The organism is Bacteroidota bacterium (genome assembly GCA_016718825.1).
GTDB lineage: Bacteria > Bacteroidota > Bacteroidia > J057 > JADKCL01 > JADKCL01.
The window spans coordinates 1-20,589 of the sequence record JADKCL010000038.1 but is presented as its reverse complement, the minus strand read 5'-3'; the positions used below and the strand labels follow the sequence as shown (position 1 = coordinate 20,589).

17 protein-coding genes and 1 pseudogene are annotated in these 20,589 nt (G+C 51.8%); 8 read left to right on the top strand and 10 right to left on the bottom strand.

What is annotated here, in order from left to right:
* The first annotated feature begins 179 nt into the window (after window positions 1–179).
* Both IPN95_25665 and IPN95_25660 read left to right on the top strand, forming a co-directional pair.
* The gene (locus IPN95_25665) at window positions 180–917 is read left to right on the top strand and encodes a hypothetical protein (GenBank protein ID MBK9452747.1); all 738 of its coding nucleotides are present in this window, start codon (window positions 180–182) and stop codon (window positions 915–917) included.
* The gene (locus IPN95_25660) at window positions 914–1,705 is read left to right on the top strand and encodes a hypothetical protein (GenBank protein ID MBK9452746.1); all 792 of its coding nucleotides are present in this window, start codon (window positions 914–916) and stop codon (window positions 1,703–1,705) included. Before IPN95_25665 ends, IPN95_25660 begins: the two co-directional genes overlap by 4 nt.
* 1 nt (window position 1,706) lies before the next feature.
* Here the strand turns inward: IPN95_25660 and IPN95_25655 are convergent, their stop codons facing one another.
* The 3 genes from IPN95_25655 to IPN95_25645 are packed head-to-tail and all read right to left on the bottom strand — an operon-like array spanning window position 1,707 to window position 3,641.
* On the bottom strand, window positions 1,707–2,177 hold the full coding sequence (locus tag IPN95_25655; protein MBK9452745.1) for a hypothetical protein: 471 nt from the start codon (window positions 2,175–2,177) through the stop codon (window positions 1,707–1,709).
* 10 nt (window positions 2,178–2,187) lie between these two features.
* Window positions 2,188–2,796, bottom strand: coding sequence for a class I SAM-dependent methyltransferase (locus tag IPN95_25650; protein MBK9452744.1), 609 nt, complete (start codon window positions 2,794–2,796; stop codon window positions 2,188–2,190).
* Window positions 2,797–2,837: 41 nt separating this feature from the next.
* Window positions 2,838–3,641, bottom strand: coding sequence for an ATP-grasp domain-containing protein (locus IPN95_25645; protein MBK9452743.1), 804 nt, complete (start codon window positions 3,639–3,641; stop codon window positions 2,838–2,840).
* Between the two features lie 323 nt (window positions 3,642–3,964).
* Between IPN95_25645 and IPN95_25640 the strand changes: the two genes are divergently transcribed.
* The 4 genes from IPN95_25640 to IPN95_25625 all read left to right on the top strand — a co-directional run bounded on the left by IPN95_25640 (window position 3,965) and on the right by IPN95_25625 (window position 9,650).
* Window positions 3,965–6,076: a PQQ-binding-like beta-propeller repeat protein gene (locus IPN95_25640; protein ID MBK9452742.1), complete on the top strand. Its 2,112-nt coding sequence runs from the start codon at window positions 3,965–3,967 to the stop codon at window positions 6,074–6,076.
* Between the two features lie 273 nt (window positions 6,077–6,349).
* A complete protein-coding gene (locus tag IPN95_25635; protein ID MBK9452741.1) occupies window positions 6,350–7,318 on the top strand; it encodes a T9SS type A sorting domain-containing protein in 969 nt (322 codons plus the stop codon).
* Window positions 7,319–7,584: 266 nt separating this feature from the next.
* Entirely contained in the window at window positions 7,585–9,222 is a 1,638-nt protein-coding gene (locus IPN95_25630; GenBank protein ID MBK9452740.1) for a hypothetical protein, read from the top strand.
* Window positions 9,223–9,224: 2 nt separating this feature from the next.
* Entirely contained in the window at window positions 9,225–9,650 is a 426-nt protein-coding gene (locus IPN95_25625) for a DUF3828 domain-containing protein (protein MBK9452739.1), read from the top strand.
* Window positions 9,651–9,833: 183 nt separating this feature from the next.
* On the opposite strand, the gene IPN95_25620 is transcribed toward IPN95_25625, so the two are convergent.
* The 5 genes and pseudogenes from IPN95_25620 to IPN95_25600 form a co-directional block, all read right to left on the bottom strand.
* Window positions 9,834–11,060, bottom strand: a complete 1,227-nt coding sequence (locus tag IPN95_25620) for a hypothetical protein (GenBank protein ID MBK9452738.1) — start codon at window positions 11,058–11,060, stop codon at window positions 9,834–9,836.
* 5 nt (window positions 11,061–11,065) lie between these two features.
* Window positions 11,066–11,509: a Rieske 2Fe-2S domain-containing protein gene (locus tag IPN95_25615; GenBank protein MBK9452737.1), complete on the bottom strand. Its 444-nt coding sequence runs from the start codon at window positions 11,507–11,509 to the stop codon at window positions 11,066–11,068.
* Between the two features lie 3 nt (window positions 11,510–11,512).
* Window positions 11,513–12,700: a c-type cytochrome gene (locus IPN95_25610; protein MBK9452736.1), complete on the bottom strand. Its 1,188-nt coding sequence runs from the start codon at window positions 12,698–12,700 to the stop codon at window positions 11,513–11,515.
* A 192-nt stretch (window positions 12,701–12,892) separates the two neighbouring features.
* Window positions 12,893–13,268 (bottom strand): annotated as a pseudogene (locus tag IPN95_25605) (DUF779 domain-containing protein).
* Window positions 13,269–13,355: 87 nt separating this feature from the next.
* Window positions 13,356–14,888 (bottom strand): aldehyde dehydrogenase, encoded by a 1,533-nt coding sequence (locus tag IPN95_25600; GenBank protein MBK9452735.1) that lies wholly within the window; start codon window positions 14,886–14,888, stop codon window positions 13,356–13,358.
* A gap of 176 nt (window positions 14,889–15,064) precedes the next feature.
* Between IPN95_25600 and IPN95_25595 the strand changes: the two genes are divergently transcribed.
* Window positions 15,065–15,940, top strand: a complete 876-nt coding sequence (locus IPN95_25595) for a helix-turn-helix domain-containing protein (protein ID MBK9452734.1) — start codon at window positions 15,065–15,067, stop codon at window positions 15,938–15,940.
* An 88-nt stretch (window positions 15,941–16,028) separates the two neighbouring features.
* On the opposite strand, the gene IPN95_25590 is transcribed toward IPN95_25595, so the two are convergent.
* Window positions 16,029–16,763 (bottom strand): response regulator transcription factor, encoded by a 735-nt coding sequence (locus IPN95_25590; GenBank protein MBK9452733.1) that lies wholly within the window; start codon window positions 16,761–16,763, stop codon window positions 16,029–16,031.
* Between the two features lie 52 nt (window positions 16,764–16,815).
* Complete coding sequence (locus tag IPN95_25585; GenBank protein MBK9452732.1) at window positions 16,816–19,743, bottom strand: histidine kinase; 2,928 nt, start codon at window positions 19,741–19,743, stop codon at window positions 16,816–16,818.
* Window positions 19,744–19,942: 199 nt separating this feature from the next.
* Here IPN95_25585 and IPN95_25580 point away from each other — a divergent pair.
* Window positions 19,943–20,589 (top strand): hypothetical protein (locus tag IPN95_25580; protein ID MBK9452731.1); only part of this gene is annotated, 647 nt, incomplete at its 3' end.

Sequence of the window (20,589 nt, the reverse complement as noted above, 5' to 3'; positions counted from 1 at the left end):
GAATCATTTTATCCCTGATAAAGTAGTTGAAGCTTCAACGATAACACAATTTTACGGGAGCCCCGACGGCTCACCAAACCAAACTGCATTCTGATCTATACAGTGACATTCAAATTTATTTGTCATAAAATCAAATTTTAAGCCATTTTTAGCCTCGCATAAAATACAGTGAAAAGGCAATGCAAGAGGTCAAGGAATTGAAAGAATTGGTGAAATCGCTGGAAATCGGGGAAAAACGAACCGTAAAAATGTTGGGGAATGCTCGCGCAAGGAACCGCGAAACGCAGATTCTCGATCTTTTTGATTGGCTAGATGGAAAGGATGACTCAGAAAATCCGCCGTCAGATCCACGGCTTGTGGCCAACCTCCCGACCTTGTCCGTTCGGCTTAAAGACTTGATTTTGGACGGGTTGCAGTTACTGCATCAGGAAGACACCGTTGACGGACAATTGCGCACTGCCCTGACGGCCGTCGAGATTCTTACCGAAAAGAAGCTTTACCCGGCAGCCGCGCGCCGCCTCAAACGTGCCAAGAAATTGGCGCTCACCACAAGCAGGTACCATTTTGGGCTGCAATGCCTGGAGGCCGAACGCCGCCTTCTCCCGGCATCGGCAGGCAATGCTGCCATCAAAGCGCATCGCATGGAGGAACGGGAAATGACCGCAAAGCTGCTCCGGTTGCAGGAACTCCGGCATCGTCACGAATTGTTGCGCGTGCGTGCAAGTCAAATTTCGCTGCCGCGCAACCTGGAACTGCTGCTCGAGATTCGGGAAATGGCGGGGGAGTCCGACCATCGCGGAATTGGCGTCGAACTGGCGGGTACGTTGAAAAGGGGCTTGCTGCGAATATTCTTGGCATTGGCCACCTGCTCGATGGACGACCCGCGGAAGCCGTCAAGGTCTACGGAGAACTATTGAAGGAATGGCGGCAGCAACCTGATTGGCAAATCGATCAGGCGCAAGTACTGATGAGCATCTGCCGGCAGTATCAGAGCGCCTGTTTCCTCGACGCACGAAAAAGCAATGTCCTTGAACAGCGGCTCGCGCTGATGCCGGATTTCAAGCAGCTACCCGCCTCGATCGCCAATGACTTTCAGCGCCTATTGTTTCACCATCAATTTACCCTCTCGCTCAACCGCGGATTTTTGGATCAAATTCCGAAACTGATCGAGGAAATCATGCTTTGGCTCAATCTCAAAACGACGGTGGCCTCTCCGACACAGCAATTGCCCTTTTTCAACAATTTCGCGGTCGCGGAGTTCCTCAGCGGCAATTTCAAAGCGGCCAATCGCCATGTGCAACGCATCCTCAACCTCCCCGAACGCAGCATCCGGCAGGATATTCGCGACTTTGCCTTGGTCTTGCAGGCGGTCATCCAATTCGAATTGGGAGACGATCAACTCAACGAATACCTGACCCGCGCGGGCAAACGCCGGTTCCGTCAGAATTCGAGGGAAGTCGCCTTTGAGCTTGCCGTGTTCTCGTATTTGCAGGCAGCGCTGCGAAAGGATGTTTCAGAGAATGAGCAGCTTGCAGTGGATCGCCTTCTGGAATCGTTGGATGCCTTGGCATCCGGACAAGGAAGCGGCCCACACGTCATCGGATTGATGGAAATGCGGCTCTGGGCCAAATCCAAACAACTTCAACAACCGATCAAGGAAGTTTTCCTGGCTGCTGTGCGGGAGAATCTGGAATCTCTGGGCTAGTTTAGATCCAATGTTGGTCGGAGACTTCACCGTTTTCGATCAAGGTGGCGCGGAGCCGGTAACGGGCTTCGTTTTCCACGGTGAGGGCGATGCCGAAGCAGTCGGGATGCACCCGCGTGTAATCGCGGAGCCATTCGACGTCGTAGGGATAAGGCTCTTTGAGGCGGTGTTTCCACTCAATGATGCAGCAGGGAACCGCACCTTTGTTCATAAAAGTCTGACCCGGCTTAGGCCAAATCATCATGTCTTTGCAGACATTTTCTTTGCTGCGCCCCTTGACCTGTTTGACGCGCACTTCGATGGCAATCTGCGCAACATCCTGGAATTCAGGACAGCATCCGACATTTTTCACAAGTTTGGAGAAGGCAAAATGAGAAACGAGTTCACGTTCTTTGCCTTGCCACTTTGCGGCTTCAATTTCGTGGATGAATTCGAGGAGCATGCGGCGGATGTGGTCTTTTAATTGGGTCATAATTTCGATTTTATGATTTACCGGTACACCAAGTCGTCATGCACCGCAGCCCCTGCACGTTGGTCGTTTTGATGAGTTCCAATTGCTTCATCCCGAGTTCTGTTTGGTAGCTGAGCAACATGGCTTCATCGACCAAAAAGCGTTCGGAGCCATCCGGAAGCAGGTAACGGCCGTTGCCAATAGGTTGAACTTTCCCTTCAATGCCGATGTTGGAAGCCAAACGAACAAAAAGGAATCCGCCCGGTGCGACTGCCGCCCAAACGGCCTTGAGCATCTGGTCAAAATGGGCCTGATCACGCGCAAAATGCAGCACTGCGTTACAGATCACCAAGTCAAATTGTTGCCCTTCGAATGGGTTTTCCTCGATGTTGCCGACGCGGAAATTGTCCTCGGGATTCGCGGGTGCGAGCGTGCGACAAAGCTCCTGCACGACCGCAATCGCCTCTTTCTGAGGATCGATCCCAAAAACCTGCAAACCTTGATGGAGGAAATACACCAAATTCCGCCCGCCGCCGCAACCCATGTCGAGCACGGTTTTGGTCTGCGCAAACCGCCCCTTCTGAATCTGGTCAAAAAGGTAGATGTCGATGTTGCCGAATGTTTCTTGGAGCGTGGGCATTGGAGGGCTGATTTTGATGGAAAATTAACGAAATTTAATTGCTAAGCCTGCTTTTGTACCCAACCATTCACCGCCCGTACAATCTTCGGGATATCATGCCCATAAAACCCCGTCCCGTTGAAGCAATTGCATTCTAGAATGCCCAATTGCCCTTGGCTCAAGGCAGTGTCGATGACGAAAACGGCATGCGGTTCGTACCGATCAATTGCTTGCTGCACAAATTCCAGCAATGCCGGCGGAACGTCTTTTGCGTCGATGTCAAGTTCGCCTTGGAGAACGTACCGGGTGGTGTCGATGATTTTTCCGTCCACGACAAAGCTGCGCCATTCCTTATCGATCTTTTTTGGGCGGCTGATGACGATCGGCGTTTGCCGGTCCAAATGGGGATTTTCGGCATCCTGAAGCTGAGAGGCGAAGGTTTGGATTGCTTGAAATGTCATTACCTGACCTGAAAAGGCTTTAGAATCTGCATCGGGGCGAATGAAAAATTGGGTGGCGGTGGGATGCTTTTCAGAGGCCAATTCTGCAAATGTGGTCGCGCGACTGTCGTTGTTAAGCATGGATGCGCCCCATTGTCGAAGGTAATTTTCCATGGAAAAACGCATGGGATCAAAGAAGACACCTTGCTGCAGGTCGGGATTTTTCCAGGCATTGAGAATCAAGGTCGTCGAACCATAAAAGACCAACCCTTCGAATGGTCGAGAAACCTCTGGTGCTTCATCGGAAAATGGAATCAGCAGCACTTCTTGATATGGCAAATTGTCTGCCTCCAAGGTCGCTTTGATCGTGGCAAACACCTTCTCATTGGTGAGGTTCTTTTGGAGGATCCAGGTGGGTCGGGGCATGCTGAAAGGTATGAAATCCTTGGCGAATGACAAAAGAAAGGGAACCCAGTAGCCGTTTGTCAGCCCATCCCCACGTTCTGGCTTGGGCTGACAAACAGCGCCGCTGACCCGGCATTTTGAACCCGGTAGCCGTTTGTCAGCCCATCCCAGCGCTTCTGACGTGGGCTGACAAACAGCACTGCCGTCTTACAATTTTGAAACAAAAAGCCGTTTGTCAGCCCATCCCAGCATTCTGGCTTGGGCTGACAAACGGGTGTTTCCGACATCCCCCTGTTCCCCATTTGCATTGGCGCGTTTAGGTGTCGTCCAACCCCGAAAATGCAATGAAAAAGCTGTGCTTGCTCTTCCTTCCCATCCTTTTTCTCGCCCAAATCGCTTTTTCCCAGACGGGCAAAAATCTTGTGCCGACAGCCACGAAATCCCTGGTGATTTTCCAGCTCAAGGACTTCGGGAAGGGTCCGCTTGCAAAAGCAACGCTCGTCGTACAATCCATCGACAAAGCTGTCTTGCAATCTGGCAAAACCGACAAAAACGGTATCTGGGAATGCCTCCTGCCGATCAACCAGACTTATTGGATTTCCGTGGGGGATTCGCTGAATTATAACCAATTGACCGTGCCCAACAAGCCGAGTACCATCACGAAACATACCATTTTTTACAATGGATGGCTGAATGGCAAACCTACTGTTGTCGGCGCACCACAATTCAACATGATGCCGCCTGCCGAGGGGCTTGCTTCGATCAGCATGGAATTCATCGGCCTTGACCATCAACCACTTGTCCACGAAGTGATCACCCTCACGGCCGATGGCAGCAAAAAAACCTATGTGGACAGCACCGATGCCAATGGGAAGCTGCTCATGAAGGTCCCCATCGGTGAGAATTATACCATGAGCGTCACCTTTCTCGCCGAATTCGACCATTTCCAATTTCCTGGGCACGGGGGCTCGTACAATGTGCGCGTGCGTTATGGGTACGCGGGCAAGCAGGCGATCCTTGATGCACGTGCAAAAAGGCTCGCCGATGAAGCTGCGCATGATGCCTATGTGAAGCGCAACAATGCCGAACAGCTCAAATACCGCGATCCTAAGGGCCACAAACTGGAATTTCAAACGATGGAGGTGGGTGAAGTCGCGCATCCGTTTGACATTGTCTCCACCGAATACGGATTTGCATTGAAGCCTTACAACCTCGGACCGATGATGAGTCCTTGCTTTGTAGATGGTATGATTGTCGCAGGTGCAAGTTGGGGTTCGTCGCATTTGGCAGCTGTCAAGGCATCAACTGGCGAACCTATCTGGTCGATCAACTTGAAAGAAGGCGGCATTTCCAATATCGAAAGCGACGATGACGTGGTGGTTTGCGCCACGGAAAGCTGCACGATCTATGCGATTGCGGCCAAAACCGGGAAATTGCTCTGGAGCAAATGGCTTGCGAGCTACGTGCTCTCAGCGCCCTGCATCGCCAATGGTCGCGTGTACATGAGCTACCAAGACTACAACGGTCAGACACTTGTTCCGCAATTTGCCGCGGGCAAACCCTTTTCGATGGCATGTTTGGACCTCAGGACGGGAGAAATCCTTTGGCAGCAATGGATCCGCGGCGAAGTCATTTCGGCAGCAGTGGCTGAAGGGAATCGGCTCTATTTCAATACCTTCTCTGGACATAGCTACGTGCTCGATGTCGACAATGGCAATGTGATCGCGGAGAAACCTCTTTTCGCGACTTGTGCACCCATTGTGGTCGGAGGGCAAGTCTGCATGAGTCAGCGCGACAGTAGCAACGGCGTCGCCCATGAGCGCATCGCCCTTTTTGACGCGGCGACCCTCAAAATGTTGAAGGCTACGCCCTATCAGGTGGCGCCCTATATCGACGCCGGAGCCATGCGAAGGAGCAAATTCGCTTCGAACGCCAACAACTTGAGCCTCAATACGGGCTACATCGCCTCGCCTTTAAGCACAAGTGAAAAAATCGGAGCGGTCCAACTTGTGGGTACAGCCTCCATCATGGCACAACAAAGCTTTGAAGGTTCGCGTCCACTGGAATTCAACGGAAAAATCTATGTCGCCCAAGGGCATGTCCTGCGCTGCCTTGATGCCAAAACCTTGCTCCAAGTCTGGGAATGGCAATATCCTACGTCCCTGACCGACGATGGCGGCAGTCAAATGGCCCCCCCGATGACCGTGGACGGTAAAATCTATGTCGCCTGCATGGATGGCAACATTCGAGAATTTGATCCGCAATCGGGACGCATCACCCATACCTACGCAACGGGAGAAACGCACCGCCAACAACCCATCGCCGCTCAAGGAAACTTCTATGCGCCCTGTACCGACGGAAAATTGGCCGTGATCAAAACAGGGAATGCCGGGATAGATCGTTGGTTTTGCTGGGGCGGGAATGCGGCGAGGAATAATCGGACCGCGAATCGTTGATACCGAATGGCTGACGGGAAGGAAGTACTTGCGAAATCCCTTCTGATGGAGCTGCTTTGAGCATTCCGATCCGTTTTTCTCATTCCAATGGATATCCAACGCTTTGCTTCGATTTTCCTTTTTTGAATTTTGCCAACCACCATTTTCGGCCAATTCGCTTCTCAAGTAAAAACACCCATCCATTCCTGCACAAAACGGGCCGTTCCTGAACAAAAACAGACCCGATCCATCGGCTACAGGTACTTTGGCACTGGAAATCTTAAGTATCCTATTATGCGAAAAACTCTACTTCTTATTGTTTTGCTACTTGGCGGCAACATGGCCATTCAAGCCCAAGTTACCAATGGACTCGTCGCCAAATACTCCTTCAACGGCGGCAATGCCGACGACGAAGTTGGCAGTAACCATGGTACCGTGACCGGCGCCACGCTAACCACTGACCGCTTTGGCAACGCAGACATGGCCTATAGCTTTGATGGAATTGATGACCACATTGACCTCACAGATGGTGCTGAATTTCAGATGGGTACTGGCGACTTCAGCATTTCGTTGTGGGTGAATTATACCGTCGCGCAGCAAGGTGTGATCTTCAGCAAAAGAGATGGCGCCACTTCCAATTACAGCCAATACAACATCTCTGTCATTGCTAATCCGCAGTTTGGCGGGATCAGCAAAAACGTCTGGACTTTTGAACGTTGCAGCGCGAGCGATGACAGGTCTGCCCTTGTGGGAGACATCAGCGGAAGTTGGAAGCACGTCGTTTTTGTACATGGTTATATGGACAGCACCATTATCTATGTCGATGGTCAATACGTGGCACATGACATGGGATGGTTTGGTGGTCAATTTAATGTAGCCGGGCGCCCGTTGGTACTCGGTTATCACTCGGAAAACATGGCCAATTTCTTCAATGGCCAACTCGATGACATGCGCGTTTACAACCGCAAATTGGGTGAATCCGAGGTCATTACCCTGTACAACGAGCTCAATCCAGCTTTGGCCATTGATCCGCAGGCCAATCCCGCCCAAGCCATCACCGTATTCCCAAATCCAACGAATTCCATGTTACAAATCGCTGTCGCACAACCTACAACCATCACCGTGGTGGATGTTTTGGGCAAGCATCACAGCACAATTGCCATCGAAACTGAAAAAACGCTGGATGTATCCGAATTCGAATCGGGAATCTATTTCCTGCGTGACTTGAACACGGGCAAAGCCATCAAGTTCATCAAAGAGTGAAAAGTGAATAACCATAAGTGAAAAGTGAATAACGAAAAGTGAAAAGTTGCTGAACTTCTGAAGGTGACTTTTCACTTTTCAATTTTCACTTTTCACTTTTCACTTTTCACTTTTCACTTACAACCGGCGATAAGGACATTTTTGGGTAGTCGTGGAATCGGGATTGAAGCTCGGAAGGCGGTCTACAGGAATTGTTATCCCCATCCTTGGATTTTTGAGCGAAAAATGGCAATTTCATGGGGTCATTTTGTCTAAAGTCAATTCACATGGTTCCTCAAGAGAAAATCAACGCCAAGTCGACTCAATCCTCCAATGAGTCCGAAGGTCCTGTCGGAAACGTACAAACGATGACTCCCCCTGCCTTTCAATTGAAAGCGGATCCCATCCAAAAGAAAGAGGGCGAGGGAGAAATGGAAGTCAACGGTGTGCCCGCCGAATTTATCGCGCATTTAAAAGTGAGAGAAGGCTGGCGCACAAAGGTTTACCTCGACTCACGTGGTCTGCCTACCGTCGGACTGGGCCACTTGCTTACATCCTCCCAGAAGGAAACCTATCCTGTCGGAACCACAGTTCCCGACAATATTTTGAATGGTTGGGCCTCGCAAGACGCCAAAAAGGCCTACGATGCCGCAAGCGCCCAGGCCTCAACTTTGGGTGTAGCCTCGGAAGGATTCATCATCGCACTCGCCTCGGTCAACTTCCAATTGGGAACCGCTTGGAACACGAAATTCAAAAAGACGTGGACCTATATGACACAAGGCGAATGGGAAAAAGCCGCTTTGGAATGCCAGGACAGTGCTTGGTACGCGCAGACGCCCGTGCGTGTGCAAGACTTCCAAGCAGCTCTCCGCGCACTTGCAGGTGTCACGACCACTGCGCCAAAAGCGCCTGAAACCAAGCCCAGTACGGGATTTGACTTTAAAATCGGTGCCGCAACCGGATCGGGTACAGCCACAGGTGATGGCGTCAATATTCGCAAAGGACCTGGTACACAATACGATAAAACTGGAAACAAGCTGGGCAAGGGAAGCGGCGTGACCATTTATGGCGAAGTAACGGGTTGGTACTGCATCGGACAAGGTCAATGGGTCTCCAAGGATTTCATCTCGACGGCGACCACCAAAAGCCCGGCTTCAACCCCGGCAAAGGGATCTGAAAAACCCGCTGCCCCGGATCTTGGCGCGATTGCGAATGCCGTTTGGGAAGCCATGTTTGGCGGCTACACCGGCTTTGGCACCGACGAAGATGCGGTTTATGCCAGCCTCGCCAAGCTCAAAAATGATGGAGCCCTCATCTCCGGCTTCAAGTCTGCCTACAAAACTGCACATGGTTCGGATGTCGTGGCAGATATCAAGGCAGAGTTCAGCAACTCGGTGATTTATGGAAATCAACTCGACAAAGCGCTAGGCTATTTGAATGCCACAGCTTCCACGCCTGCCAAAGTTACCCCGACCAAGGACGGAGCGGGCAAAGAAGCCGCAGCGAAGACCAATACGCCTGCACCCAAAGCCCAGTCCCCGGCAGCGAAGTCCAAGTTTGATGTCGACAAGGCCGTCGCAGCTTTGAATGCGAATGCCTCCGAAGGTTCGTTGGGCAAATGCGCCAAATACGTGCGCATGGCCATCAACGCAGGTGGTGTCGCGACCCCCAACAACCCTGTTTCAGCCTGCAAATACAAAGGTTACCTCGAGACCTTGGGCTTCAAGCAGATCAGCACGTCAGCCTATGAAAAGGGCGACATTGCCGTTTTTGAAGCCTTCCAAGGCGACAAGAAGTACCACGAACACGGACACATCCAAATGTGGAACGGCTCGCAATGGGTTTCTGACTTCAAGCAAAGGGATTACTGGGCCGGCGGCGACTATCGCAAGCACAAGCCTGGAAACGTCGTCTATCGAATGTAATCATGAGAAAACGCCGATCCTTTCTCTTGAGCGGAATAACGCTTTTGAGCATTTTCTTTTTCACAGCCTGTTCTTCAGGTACAGACGCACAGTCAATGGATTCCTTGAAAGTTTTTTATCAGAGTTATATCCGCGAAAGCAGCAAAGTTCCCGAAGATCACGCCAAAATTGAATCGCTCAAGGCGAAGCATTGTACGGCCAAATTTTTGGTGCAGATTGCCGACGCGGAACTCGACGCCGACCCCTTCCTGAATGCGCAAGACGTTGAGGAAAAATGGGCTGAAAACCTGGAAATCACGCCCGAATCTGCTGCCAAGGATCAGTACAAGGTCTGCTACACTGCCTCCTTTGACAATTCGAAGCATTGTGTCAAGGTCACGATGGTCGATGAAGGCGGAAGCTGGAAAATCGACAACATTATTAAGTGAAAAGTGAAAAGTGAAAAACTATAAGTGAAAAGTTGCGTTGCGGGCCAACGAGACTTTTAGTGAAAAGTGAAAAAGTGCATTGCGGGCAAAGTGCGACTTTGAGAAGTGAGTAGTTAAGTGAAAACTATAAGAGTTGCTCACGTTTCACTTGCGACTTTTCACTTTTCACTTTTCACTTTTCACTTAAAAGTAGGTTGCTACGCCAAATCCCATTCCTCCGGTGGTTGCGGGTGGGTTTCCGAGCAGGTCTTGCTGTTGCATATAGCGATAATTAAGGCGGAGGACGGTGAGCGGACTCGGGCGGAAGCTGATGCCGGGGACAATGCTCCAAACATCGTCGGAGATGTTGCCCTGCGTCTCGCGGAAGGTCCCGACGTTCCAATCCACATATTCGAGGCGGCAGACGACGTTGAGGGTCGCGTTTTTCCAACCGAGGAATTTGCCCGACTTGAGGGGCTGCACAATGTCCAAAAACCCGCCGTGCTGACGGCTGCCGAATTGCTGCGCATAATCCGTCGGGACATCGACAAATACCCAAGCCCATTCACCAGTGAAATAGGTTTTGGCTTTGGGAACCTGAAAATTGACATCCACGGCAAATACATCGCAGCGTCGCCTTTCATCGATGGGCAAGCCGTCGATCTGGAATTGGTTGTACACGCCGCCCATGTAGGAAAGGCCGATTTCGCCGATTTTGAGGTTGCGTGCGGCAACTTTGGCAGTGAGCATCGGTACGCCACTCGCGATTTCCTCAAATCGGGTCGGATTTTGTTTGGCTGCGGGTAAAAAGGTGCGGTTTTGGGTATTTTCGATGATCGACGGATCAAATCCGCCGGAGGCGTAAACTTCGTAACCGACCATCCAATTGCGGCGGTAATACTTGCCATAGAGGCCAAATCCGGCATTACTCCAGGTAGCGGGCAACATCTGCGTCGCCGAAATCGGGCGGTCGATGAATTCCCATTTGGGTCCGTCGTGGTTTTGGTTGAAGCAGCCGATCGGATTCACGATCATGCCGCCACGAAGGTTCAGCAAAGGCAACAATTCGACGTCCATCGCTGCAAATTCGACCGCAATCTCCTTCCCTCCTTCTTCGAATTCAATTTCGCTGAGGAACTTGATCCTCCTCCCGATCGCCGCACTCGCAAACAGGGTCATTCGCCGAAATTGGAACTGATGACCGTCTGAAACACCGTCTGTCCCGAGATGTTGCCAATTGGCCTCGACATAGCCGCCCAAGGCGACGGGAGATTTACCCAAAGTGAGAAACGGCCGGTTGTAGATCGCATCCATGTTGAGGGTCGCCTTGGATGTGTCGGTCGGAATGCGTTTCAGCAAGGTGCTGTCGATTTGGCCGATCGCTGCGGAAGAAATCAGGAACGAGGCCGTCGCAAAAAGGATGTATTTCAACGCTTTCATTTGAGGGAAATTCGGAGTTGAGCGCCTTGAATCGAAACGGGAAATGTGCGCAAATGATCGACGGCAGGGCCCTGAACGACAGCACCTTTCGGATCAAATTCGCTGCCATGCGCCGGGCATTGGAGCTTGTCGCCAAAGAGTTGCAGTTGCGCACCTTGGTGCGTGCAGCGCATCAGCAGCGCAGTGAAGGTTTGGCCATCCGCAGACCGGAAAATGCAGATCGGATCCTGCAAGATTTCGTTGTCGGCGATGACTGCCATGTGAAACGGATTGTCCTTTTTGCCCTTGTTGTCGAATGCAGACAGGTCAACGACCAAATCTGAAGATTCGATGGGTGCTTGGATGCGTTTCGTGGTGCCGCAGGATTCAAGGAAACTCACGAGGAAGCCGGCACCCAAACAGGCAACACCACAACTTTTGAGAAATGATTTTCTGTCCATGGCTTACAGCGAATTGAGAAAGGTGATCACGGCATCTTTTTCATTTTCAGTCAATTGCAAGTATCTATCCTTGCTCCCTGCCGCCTCTCCCCCATGTAATTCAATCGCTTCTTGGATCGAATGCGCTCTGCCGTCATGCATCAAATACAGGCTTCCTCCTTGCGAATTGGCTGACAATCCGAGGCCCCAAAGCGGGGTGGTACGCCATTCGGAGGTAAGGGCGGTACCTTCGGTATAACCATCGTCGAGGCCGCTGCCCATGTCGTGCATCAACAGGTCGGTGTAGGGATGAAAAGTGACCTGCGAAAGTGGGGCAATGTCGGATACGGACGTTTGAAGGTTTGCCCTGTGGCAGGCTTCACAACCAATCTGAATGAACAACTGTTTGCCTGTACCCACCGTCGCGTCGGATGGCGTGCGCTGAATGGGTGCTTTGAGCGTCTGCAGGTAAAAAACAAGGTCCGACATTGTTTGCATCGAAACCTCGGGATCACAAGCCTGATTGGTCAGGATGTCTACCGGAAAATATTCGGAAGCAATTCCCATGTCCTGATAATAGGCATTCACAGTCTGATGGAGCAAGTTATAGGCAGCTGCCTTGCGGCCGAAGCGACCGATATACTTGCCGCTGCGCGGGATGGCATTCGCAGCAGGCCTCACAAAAGCGGGCATTTCGATGTAATTGGGCACCCCGGAAATGCCGTCGCCGTTGATGTCAAGCGGATCGGCCATGGCCAAAATGTCAGCGTCTGATACAGCTTCCAAGTAGCCCAAACCCGTATTGGCCGGCGGAATAAACAAGGACGAAGTCGCTCCGGCGGGCAACTGTTCAGGTTGAAATCCCGGAATCGCCAAATGCTGCAATTGCGGACCGCCTTGATCGAGAAATTGGTTGCCCGTGCTGTCGGTTTGGCCAAATCTTGTCAATGCTGAAAAAGGATGTCCTTTTCCGTCGCCGGCATGGCAGGTGCCGCAACTCGTGGCAACAAAAATCGGCCCGAGTCCGGTGCTACGGGTAAACACTTCGTCGTTGAAAGCCACATCTCCTGCCAAAAATCGGCGATTCTCCTCCCCTGAAAGTCCGCTGATCGGACCGTCGAGCAAGGAATCGTCGGAAGGAGCTGGCGGCTCAAATGCCGCACAGCCCTGCAATCCGATGACGATCAACCACATTGCAGAAATTCGATTCATGATTCTTTTCATTTCCACAAACCTAAAACTATTTTTAGACTTGTCTAAATAAATTTATCGACAATCATCCATCATCAGATTCGCCTTCCTCAAAATTCACTTAAGAAGAACTGGAATTCGAAGCCCTACAATGGAAAATGCCTGCCCAAACAGCTCGGACAGGCATTTCAACCACGCAAAAAGCGGCTATTGTCAATCCTCCAAAAATCGGACCGGCTCCAATTCCGTCAGCTCCAGCGCCTCAAAAACACGTGATTGAATGAAAAACCGCTTTCCAAGCGGAATTTCCAATGAAAAACTCGAGCCGCGGCCATTGGTCACGTCGAGGATCAACTGCGTATGTTCCCAGAATGCGAATTGGTCTTTTGCCATCCAAAAATTCGATCCCGACGACCTCTCCGAGGCATACATCGCTGTAACCGATGCGGAATTCGCCTTTTTGGAAACACATGGGCTGGGAGCCGTCGCAACAGCCGCCGCTCTGATGAAACATCAGCGGGCCATGAAGCGATTTCAATTCGGCGATCAGCGCCAAGGCTTCCAATGTTGCAATGATACGTGGCGTCATCATTCTCAATGAATTAATGGTTGAAACATGGCACATCCGAGCCTGGTTTCCCAAGCCCGGATGCGACCTTCGGCACCTTCCTTCACCTCAAAAAAATCCAAGTTTTTCCTTCGAATACGAGATGAGCATATTCTTGGTCTGCCGGTAATACGACAGCATCATCTTGTGATTTTCGCGGCCAAATCCGGATTTTTTGTAGCCACCAAACGGCGCATGGGCCGGATAGGCATGGTAACAATTCACCCAAACACGTCCGGCCTGAATGGCGCGCGGCACTTGGTAAATCTCATGCGCGTCGCGCGTCCAAACGCCTGCGCCCAAGCCGTAAAGCGTATCGTTGGCAATGGCAATGGCCTCCTCGGTGTCTTTGAACGTCGTCACCGAAGTCACCGGACCAAAGATTTCCTCCTGGAAAATGCGCATTTTGTTGTTGCCTTTGAAAATCGTCGGTTGAATGTAATAACCGTTTTCGAGGCCACCATTCAGCGATTTTGGTGCTCCGCCACAGAGCAGGCTTGCACCTTCCTGCTTGCCAATGTCAAAGTAGCTCAGAATCTTCTTGTACTGATCTTCGGAAGCCTGCGCGCCCATCATTGTACTGCTGTCCAGCGGATTACCCATCACGATGGCATTGGTGCGGGCAATCACACGCTCCATGAATCGGTCGTAGATGTTTTCATGGACCAAAATTCGGGAGGGGCAGGTGCAAACCTCGCCTTGGTTCAGCGCAAACATGACGGCCCCTTCGACAGCCTTGTCAAAAAAGGCATCGTCATGGGCAGCAACAGACTCGAAGAAAATATTGGGAGATTTTCCGCCCAGTTCCATGGTCACCGGAATGAGGTTTTCGGAGGCGTATTGCATGATGAGGCGCCCCGTGGTGGTTTCACCGGTGAAGGCCACCTTGTTGATTCTCGGCGAAGTCGCAAGCGGTTTGCCAGCCTCTGGACCGAATCCCGTGACGACATTGAGCACACCGGCAGGCAAGACATCGGCCAACAGCTCCATGAGAACGAGGATCGAAGTCGGGGTCTGCTCGGCAGGCTTGACAACGACACAGCAACCGGCAGCAAGTGCAGGTGCGATTTTCCAAGTGGCCATCAACAAGGGAAAATTCCAGGGAATGATCTGACCGACAACGCCGATGGGTTCATGGAGGTTGATGGAAACCGTCGTTTCGTCATGTTCGGAGATGCCTCCCTCCTCCGCACGGATCACGCCGGCAAAGTAACGGAAGTGGTCGATGCAGAGCGGCAAGTCGGCAGCGAGCGTTTCGCGGATGGCCTTGCCGTTGTCAATGGTTTCGACGGTGGCGAGGTACTCGAGGTTGTCTTCCATGATCTGCGCGATTTTGAGCAGCAGGTTGGAACGGGAGGCCGCGGAGGACTTGCTCCAGCGGGGGAATGCGGCCCAAGCAGCGTCCAAGGCCTTTTCGATGTCGGCTTGGGTGGAACGTGCTGCCTGTGTAAATACCTGCCCGTTGATCGGCGAGATATTGTCGAAGTAGGCACCATTCGCAGGAGCTACAAACTCCCCGCCGATGAAGTTGTCATACTTGGGCTTGAAGCTGATGTTCGTGCCCGGAAATACTGTAGATGAAGGAGATACTAAAGTTGCCATAACAATTGAAATTAAGATTTGATCGAAATTCGCCTTCGAATCGGCATTCCGACTGCACGAACTTCCCAATTCGCAGCACAAACTTCCCAAATGGGAATTCTGTGCTGTTTTCTCCATAACTTCATATCTCCAATCAGCATTGCGACTTGGTCAGCAACTACATATCGCCCCTGCCAATGGTTCCCTTGGCCAAGCTTCAGTCGGATGTCGAGCACCGTTCGTCGTTTTCATTGGAACGCTGCGAGTTGAACATTTACCAGACGTTGCGTCCGGCATCGGATTTCCATCTCAAGTTTGGCGGATTTACGGTCACCTCGATGTTGCGCGGTCGCAAGGTGATGCACCTCGATGGCATTCAGGACTTTGACTACGTGCCTGGCGAAACGGTGATCTGTCCGCGCGAGACGCTGATGCGCATAGACTTTCCGGATGCCAACTTGGAAACGCCGACGCAATGCACGGCTTTGGTCATCGAAGACGGCTATTTGCAGCAGCAATTGGATTTCCTGAACATGTCGATGTTGCCGACCGCTTTGCAAAGCAGTTGGCAGATCAACGTCGGCGATGCCCACCTGCGAAATACGGAAAGCATCGCGCGCATCACGGAAAAGCTCCTGCGTGTGATCACAAGCGGGCATCCGCGCAAGGATACCTTTGCCGAATTGGCACTCAAGGAATTGGTATTGGGCATTGTTCAGGAGCAGCAATTGCGGGCCCTGCTTTCCCCGAATTTGGCCAAGGACTTCACCCCATTCGCAGCGCTGTTGCAATTTGTTCACCGCAACCTCACGTCCGAGATTACCGTCGCGCAGCTCTGCAAAATCACGGGTATGAGCAAATCCCAGCTGTACCGCGAATTCACGACCGCATTTGGAATATCGCCGAAGCAATTTGTGCTCAACGAGCGAATCACCCATGCACGGTTGCTGTTACAACAAGAAGGCATCAGCGTGAAAGAAGCCTGTTATGCATCGGGATTTTCAGATCCCAACTATTTTGTGCGGGCGTTCAAGAAAGTCACCGGCATCACGCCCGGGAAGATTGGTAGATAGGCCAGAATCCTTCAGAATCCTGAAAAGGCTCAGCCAATCCAAGCTCTTGATCATTCACATCGCGATTTGCAAATCCTTCAGCATCGATTCAAATTCTTGCTTTTCTTTCCCGCGCCACGGGGACGCTCGTTCCATTGTCCATCAAGAGCAAACTTTCTCCTCGGGCATACTTCTTAACGAAATTCAGGTTGAGGATATAGCTCCGGTGCGGGCGCGAAAAATTGGGGCGGTGCAGGAGGATGTCTTCGAATAGCTTCAGTTTTTTGCTCACGAGCATGTGGGTGCCGTTATGGAGAATCACTTTTGTGTAGGCGCCATCGGCTTCCAGCAATTCGATATCGGCTACGTCGACGAAGATCAGTCCATCGTTGACGGTGAGGGCGATGCGTTTGAGGTCGTCGCCTTTGAAGGCTTCTTTCAGGACGTCGATGCGCTGCTGCATGGAGTTGGCAAAGCGGCGTTGTTGCGCCTTGGCGACCGCGGCTTGCAAGAGGCCAATTTCGACAGGTTTGAGCAGGTAATCCACGGCGGAGACTTCGAATGCGCGGAGGGCATATTCATTGTAGGCGGTGACGAACACAAATTCAAAGTCTACGTCCCGGAAAAAGCTTAGCAACTCGAAACCGTTGTATTCGGGCATCTCGATGTCGAGGAAGACGAGATCTGGCCTCAACTTATTGATTGCGAGGACACCATCGGGCACGTTGGCGGCCGTGCCGATGACCTGCACCTCGGGGCAAAATTCCGACAGCAAGGTTCCCAGGGAGGTTCTTGCCCGCTCTTCGTCGTCGATGATGATGGCTTTGAGTTGCCTTTCTTCCATTTCCTAGAATATTGAATCCCAAATTTAGCTGCAGTCGGCCACAACACACCGGTCAATTCATCAGTGGGTGCTTTGGGTTCATGATCGGCAAGGTCAATTTTACCTCGGTGCCCTGCGCCTCTCCATTCGCCTCCAAATCTATGATCACCAAATTTACCGAATCCCCATACAAACTCCGGATCAAATCCAGGCGCTTTACGGTAGCAGCCGTCGAAAACGATGCATGTGCTACCGTGGCTCTTGCCTTGATTTCGGCGCTGCGTTTGCGGCCTACGCCGTTGTCCAAGATGTTGCATACCAATTCATTATCTATAACTTTGAATCTGATCTCCAGCCGCTTCTCCCCTTTCTTGTGCAGCAATCCATGCTTGATTGCATTTTCGACAAAGGGCTGGATGATCATCGAGGGTAAGAAAATCCCATCGGCATCGACATCCGCTGCGCATTCGATGGTATAGGTCATCTCTGCTCCGAACCGCAACTGCTCAAGATCCAAATAAAGCCGAAGCATGTCGATTTCGTCGCTCAAACGCACCTGATTCTGCCCAGAGGCATCAAGCACCTTGCGCATCAGCGTGCTGAACTTGGTGAGGTAAAGATTGGAGTTGCGCACGTCTTTGCTGATCACGAAATCCTGGATAGAATTGAGCGCATTGAACATGAAATGCGGATTCATTTGGGCCTTGAGGGCGGTGAGCTGCGAATGAATCAATTGTTCCTGAATCCGGTGACGGCGACGGAGGTAGCGCAACCTGACTTGAAAAATGGCGAAGGAAATGAGGAGCACGACGACGCCGATGAGGACAAAAAACAAGGGCTGCTGCTGAAATGGCGTCGCCACTTCGAAATGCAAAACCGCGGGTTCTGGACTGCAAATGCCATTTTCATCCACTGCTCGGACCTCAAAATCGAAACTCCCGGGCTGCAAGGAAGCATAGTTGACGAAGTTGGCTTCTGCAGGGGTGCGTGCCCAATGGCTGTCGATCGCGGCAATGCGGTATTCGAAATGAAAGAGGTTGCGGCTGCGAAAAGAAATGCCTTCGAAGGAGATGCGCAAATCGCTATTTCTGTCCTGAATCTGTAGTCCATTTTGAAAATCAACGGGTTCATTGTCGAGGGTCGCTTGTTGAATACGGATTGGTGGTGCCTTCGATGCAACAGGTTTCAGCGGCAATGGCAAGGCGATGATCCCCTTGGTGGTGGCTAGCCAAAGACGGTCATTGATCACCGTCATTTCATTCACGTGATGGGGATTGAACCCGATCGATGCACTCAATTGACTGAGCGTCATCGACTTCAGGTCAAGTGCCGCAATGTGGTTTTCCGTCGAGAAATAGAGTTTCCTTTCGTCATCGCAAATTGCGCGGATACTATGATCGGGCAAACCTTCCTGCATTCCGACCACGCGCTCCACCTTGTTGCCGCGCAGTTTGAGCAATCCGATTGCGGGCGCAGCCGCCCACATGCCATCGACGGTGGCGCACAGCAGGTTGGCAAAAATCTTGTCGCCATTCAAGAGGATTTCCTGCATTTCCCCTCCCTTGCGCCAATAAAGACCGTCGTTGAAAGCGAAATAGGGATTCCCCTCGTTGTCAGTCTCCACCGCCCTACCACCCTGACCATGAATGGTTTCCCAAAAGGATTCCTCCGGCTTCAAGCTGCCGTGATAGGAGAAGCGCCGCACGACAGTGGGCAAAACCAAGTACAGGTCCTCCCCCGATACCGCAAAATCCCGGGCATGCAGGAGCGTGGGAAATCGACGCAGTGCCTGCGTCGACAGCTGGATGTTGGAGATGACACCGCGTGCCACCAACAGCTGCGGCTCGGCATACAAAATCTTGCGCACTTGAAACCTGCCTTCATTGTCTTGACCGGCGCAAATTTCCTGAATTGCAGCGGTCGCAGGCGAGATGCGAAACAGCTTTCCAAAGTAGTTGCCGACAATAAGATCTCCATCGGGCAAGGTGCAAATCGAGGTGAAGTTGTTTTCCTTGATGTCACCCTGATCGATCACCAAGCGTGTGATTTCAGGCGAAGGCACCACCAAAAACCCTTCACTGAGCGTCGAAAACCACTCGATCCCCTCTGCGTCCACCATCATCGAACTGATCGGCGTACCCTGAAACCGCTTGGAGCCACTCGTCCAGCCCTGTGCGCTTGCCAGCAAGGGAAAGGCGCCGCTTCCCGTACAAACCCACAGGCGATCGCGGCCCTCCGGGACGATGCGCAACCACCGCTCAGGGGTTTCGAGGGGATCCGTTTGGTAAATTCGTTCAAATTTCCCGGCCTTGAATCGAAGAATTGCCTTGGACTGATCCCGCTGATCGATTAGCATCAGGTAGAGGTCTGTCCCTTTGAAGTTGAAGCCGCCCGTTACAAATACGGTACATTCGTAGCGCTTTGCTTTCTGTCCAGTCTTTAAATCGACTTCAAAAACCCCTTCATTGGCCACAAAAATGAAAAGTTTGTCTCCGCGGATGGCTGCGTCCAAGACCTGATTGGAGACTGAAATTTCAGGCAAAAGCGAAATGCTGTCACGGGCTCGTCCATCGCCATCGTAGCGCTGCACCTTGTTACCGACAATGGCGCAAAAGCCACCGGCGGGGTCAAAAGCAATCGCCCGAACGGGATTTGCTGCATCAGGATCATACATTAACTTCAGGCTGTCGTCCACGACGCCAAACACTTGCCCAGCGGTGTTGCGGCACCAAATACGGTCGTGATCGTCCACGGTGACAGCGGTGATGGCCCTGTTTTTCTCTTTCGGATGCGCGAAGCGATGCACCCGAATACCGTCATAGCTGAACAGGCCATTGTTGGAGGCGACCCAGATGAGCCCGAAACGGTCCTGCTGCACTTCGTAGATTTCATCCGAGGGAAGGCCGTTTTCCTCGTTGACGGGGTAATAGAGGGGGTGTTGTGCGCGCAAAAATCCACTTTGGATCACCATCATCGCCATCCAAAGCATCGCAAGGATCACCCTGGATCGACAAATCGAAAAAGCATGTGCGGGGCGCGACATCACGGTCTAAAGGTAAGCAAACAAAGTCCTTCACACGTCCGTGCTGCGGTGCGCTTTGTGAATTCAAACCGACGGTTGGTGAATTGGCGCAATGGAAGACGGCCACGCTCGACGACGTTTGCAGCATTCTTTATCCAACCAGAAAATGTATTCGACAATGAAAAAAATACTCCTCCTCCTCAGCTTCGCCTTTGCGATGACCATGACTGCCTTTGCAAGTGCCCCAGCTTTCAGCTTGACTGACCATCTCCAGCTAGCAGACGCCACCTGCGCACCGCTTCCCATGCCCGCAAATACACCCAAAGTCAAGAATATTCGGATTCGGGAGATTGTAGGCGGTGATAGTACTGTCAGCTACAAAATCGTCGTCGTGGTCAAACATGATGATGCTGACGACGTTGCATCGGTCGAGGTGGGATTGACGCCAGTTTCTCCCTCCAGTCCTGTGCCTTCGAGCACATCCTTTAATTTGCCGTTTAAGGCAGAAAACTCCGCCAAGAACAAGAAACGGTATGTGAACAAGGACATTACCTTTAGCACATCGCCACTTGGCTTGGGATATATTGCCACTGTGACCATGAAAGATGCCAACGGTGCAACCGTCGGTGCCGTGGAAACCATCAACGTCACCGTGACGGACAAGGCCGATTTGGTCACAGACCCAGCAACCATCACCGGCGTGCGGATTGCTGAAACTGGCCTCGGAACCAACGATATCATGGTTTTCGTCACTGATCCAGGCAATCTGGCAACATCTGTTCGCGTAGAATTGATTCCGATTAGCAGATTAGCCCCGCAGCCCAA

Bases quoted from the DNA above. Each gene is read 5' to 3' on its own strand.
- IPN95_25645 (MBK9452743.1), bottom strand. From the start codon at position 3,641: ATGCCCCGACCCACCTGGATCCTCCAAAAGAACCTCACCAATGAGAAG.
- IPN95_25655 (MBK9452745.1), bottom strand. From the start codon at position 2,177: ATGACCCAATTAAAAGACCACATCCGCCGCATGCTCCTCGAATTCATC.
- IPN95_25590 (MBK9452733.1), bottom strand. From the start codon at position 16,763: ATGGAAGAAAGGCAACTCAAAGCCATCATCATCGACGACGAAGAGCGG.
- IPN95_25600 (MBK9452735.1), bottom strand. From the start codon at position 14,888: ATGGCAACTTTAGTATCTCCTTCATCTACAGTATTTCCGGGCACGAAC.
- IPN95_25635 (MBK9452741.1), top strand. From the start codon at position 6,350: ATGCGAAAAACTCTACTTCTTATTGTTTTGCTACTTGGCGGCAACATG.
- IPN95_25665 (MBK9452747.1), top strand. From the start codon at position 180: ATGCAAGAGGTCAAGGAATTGAAAGAATTGGTGAAATCGCTGGAAATC.
- IPN95_25630 (MBK9452740.1), top strand. From the start codon at position 7,585: ATGGTTCCTCAAGAGAAAATCAACGCCAAGTCGACTCAATCCTCCAAT.
- IPN95_25615 (MBK9452737.1), bottom strand. From the start codon at position 11,509: ATGGACAGAAAATCATTTCTCAAAAGTTGTGGTGTTGCCTGTTTGGGT.
- IPN95_25595 (MBK9452734.1), top strand. From the start codon at position 15,065: ATGGTTCCCTTGGCCAAGCTTCAGTCGGATGTCGAGCACCGTTCGTCG.
- IPN95_25650 (MBK9452744.1), bottom strand. From the start codon at position 2,796: ATGCCCACGCTCCAAGAAACATTCGGCAACATCGACATCTACCTTTTT.
- IPN95_25610 (MBK9452736.1), bottom strand. From the start codon at position 12,700: ATGAATCGAATTTCTGCAATGTGGTTGATCGTCATCGGATTGCAGGGC.
- IPN95_25625 (MBK9452739.1), top strand. From the start codon at position 9,225: ATGAGAAAACGCCGATCCTTTCTCTTGAGCGGAATAACGCTTTTGAGC.
- IPN95_25640 (MBK9452742.1), top strand. From the start codon at position 3,965: ATGAAAAAGCTGTGCTTGCTCTTCCTTCCCATCCTTTTTCTCGCCCAA.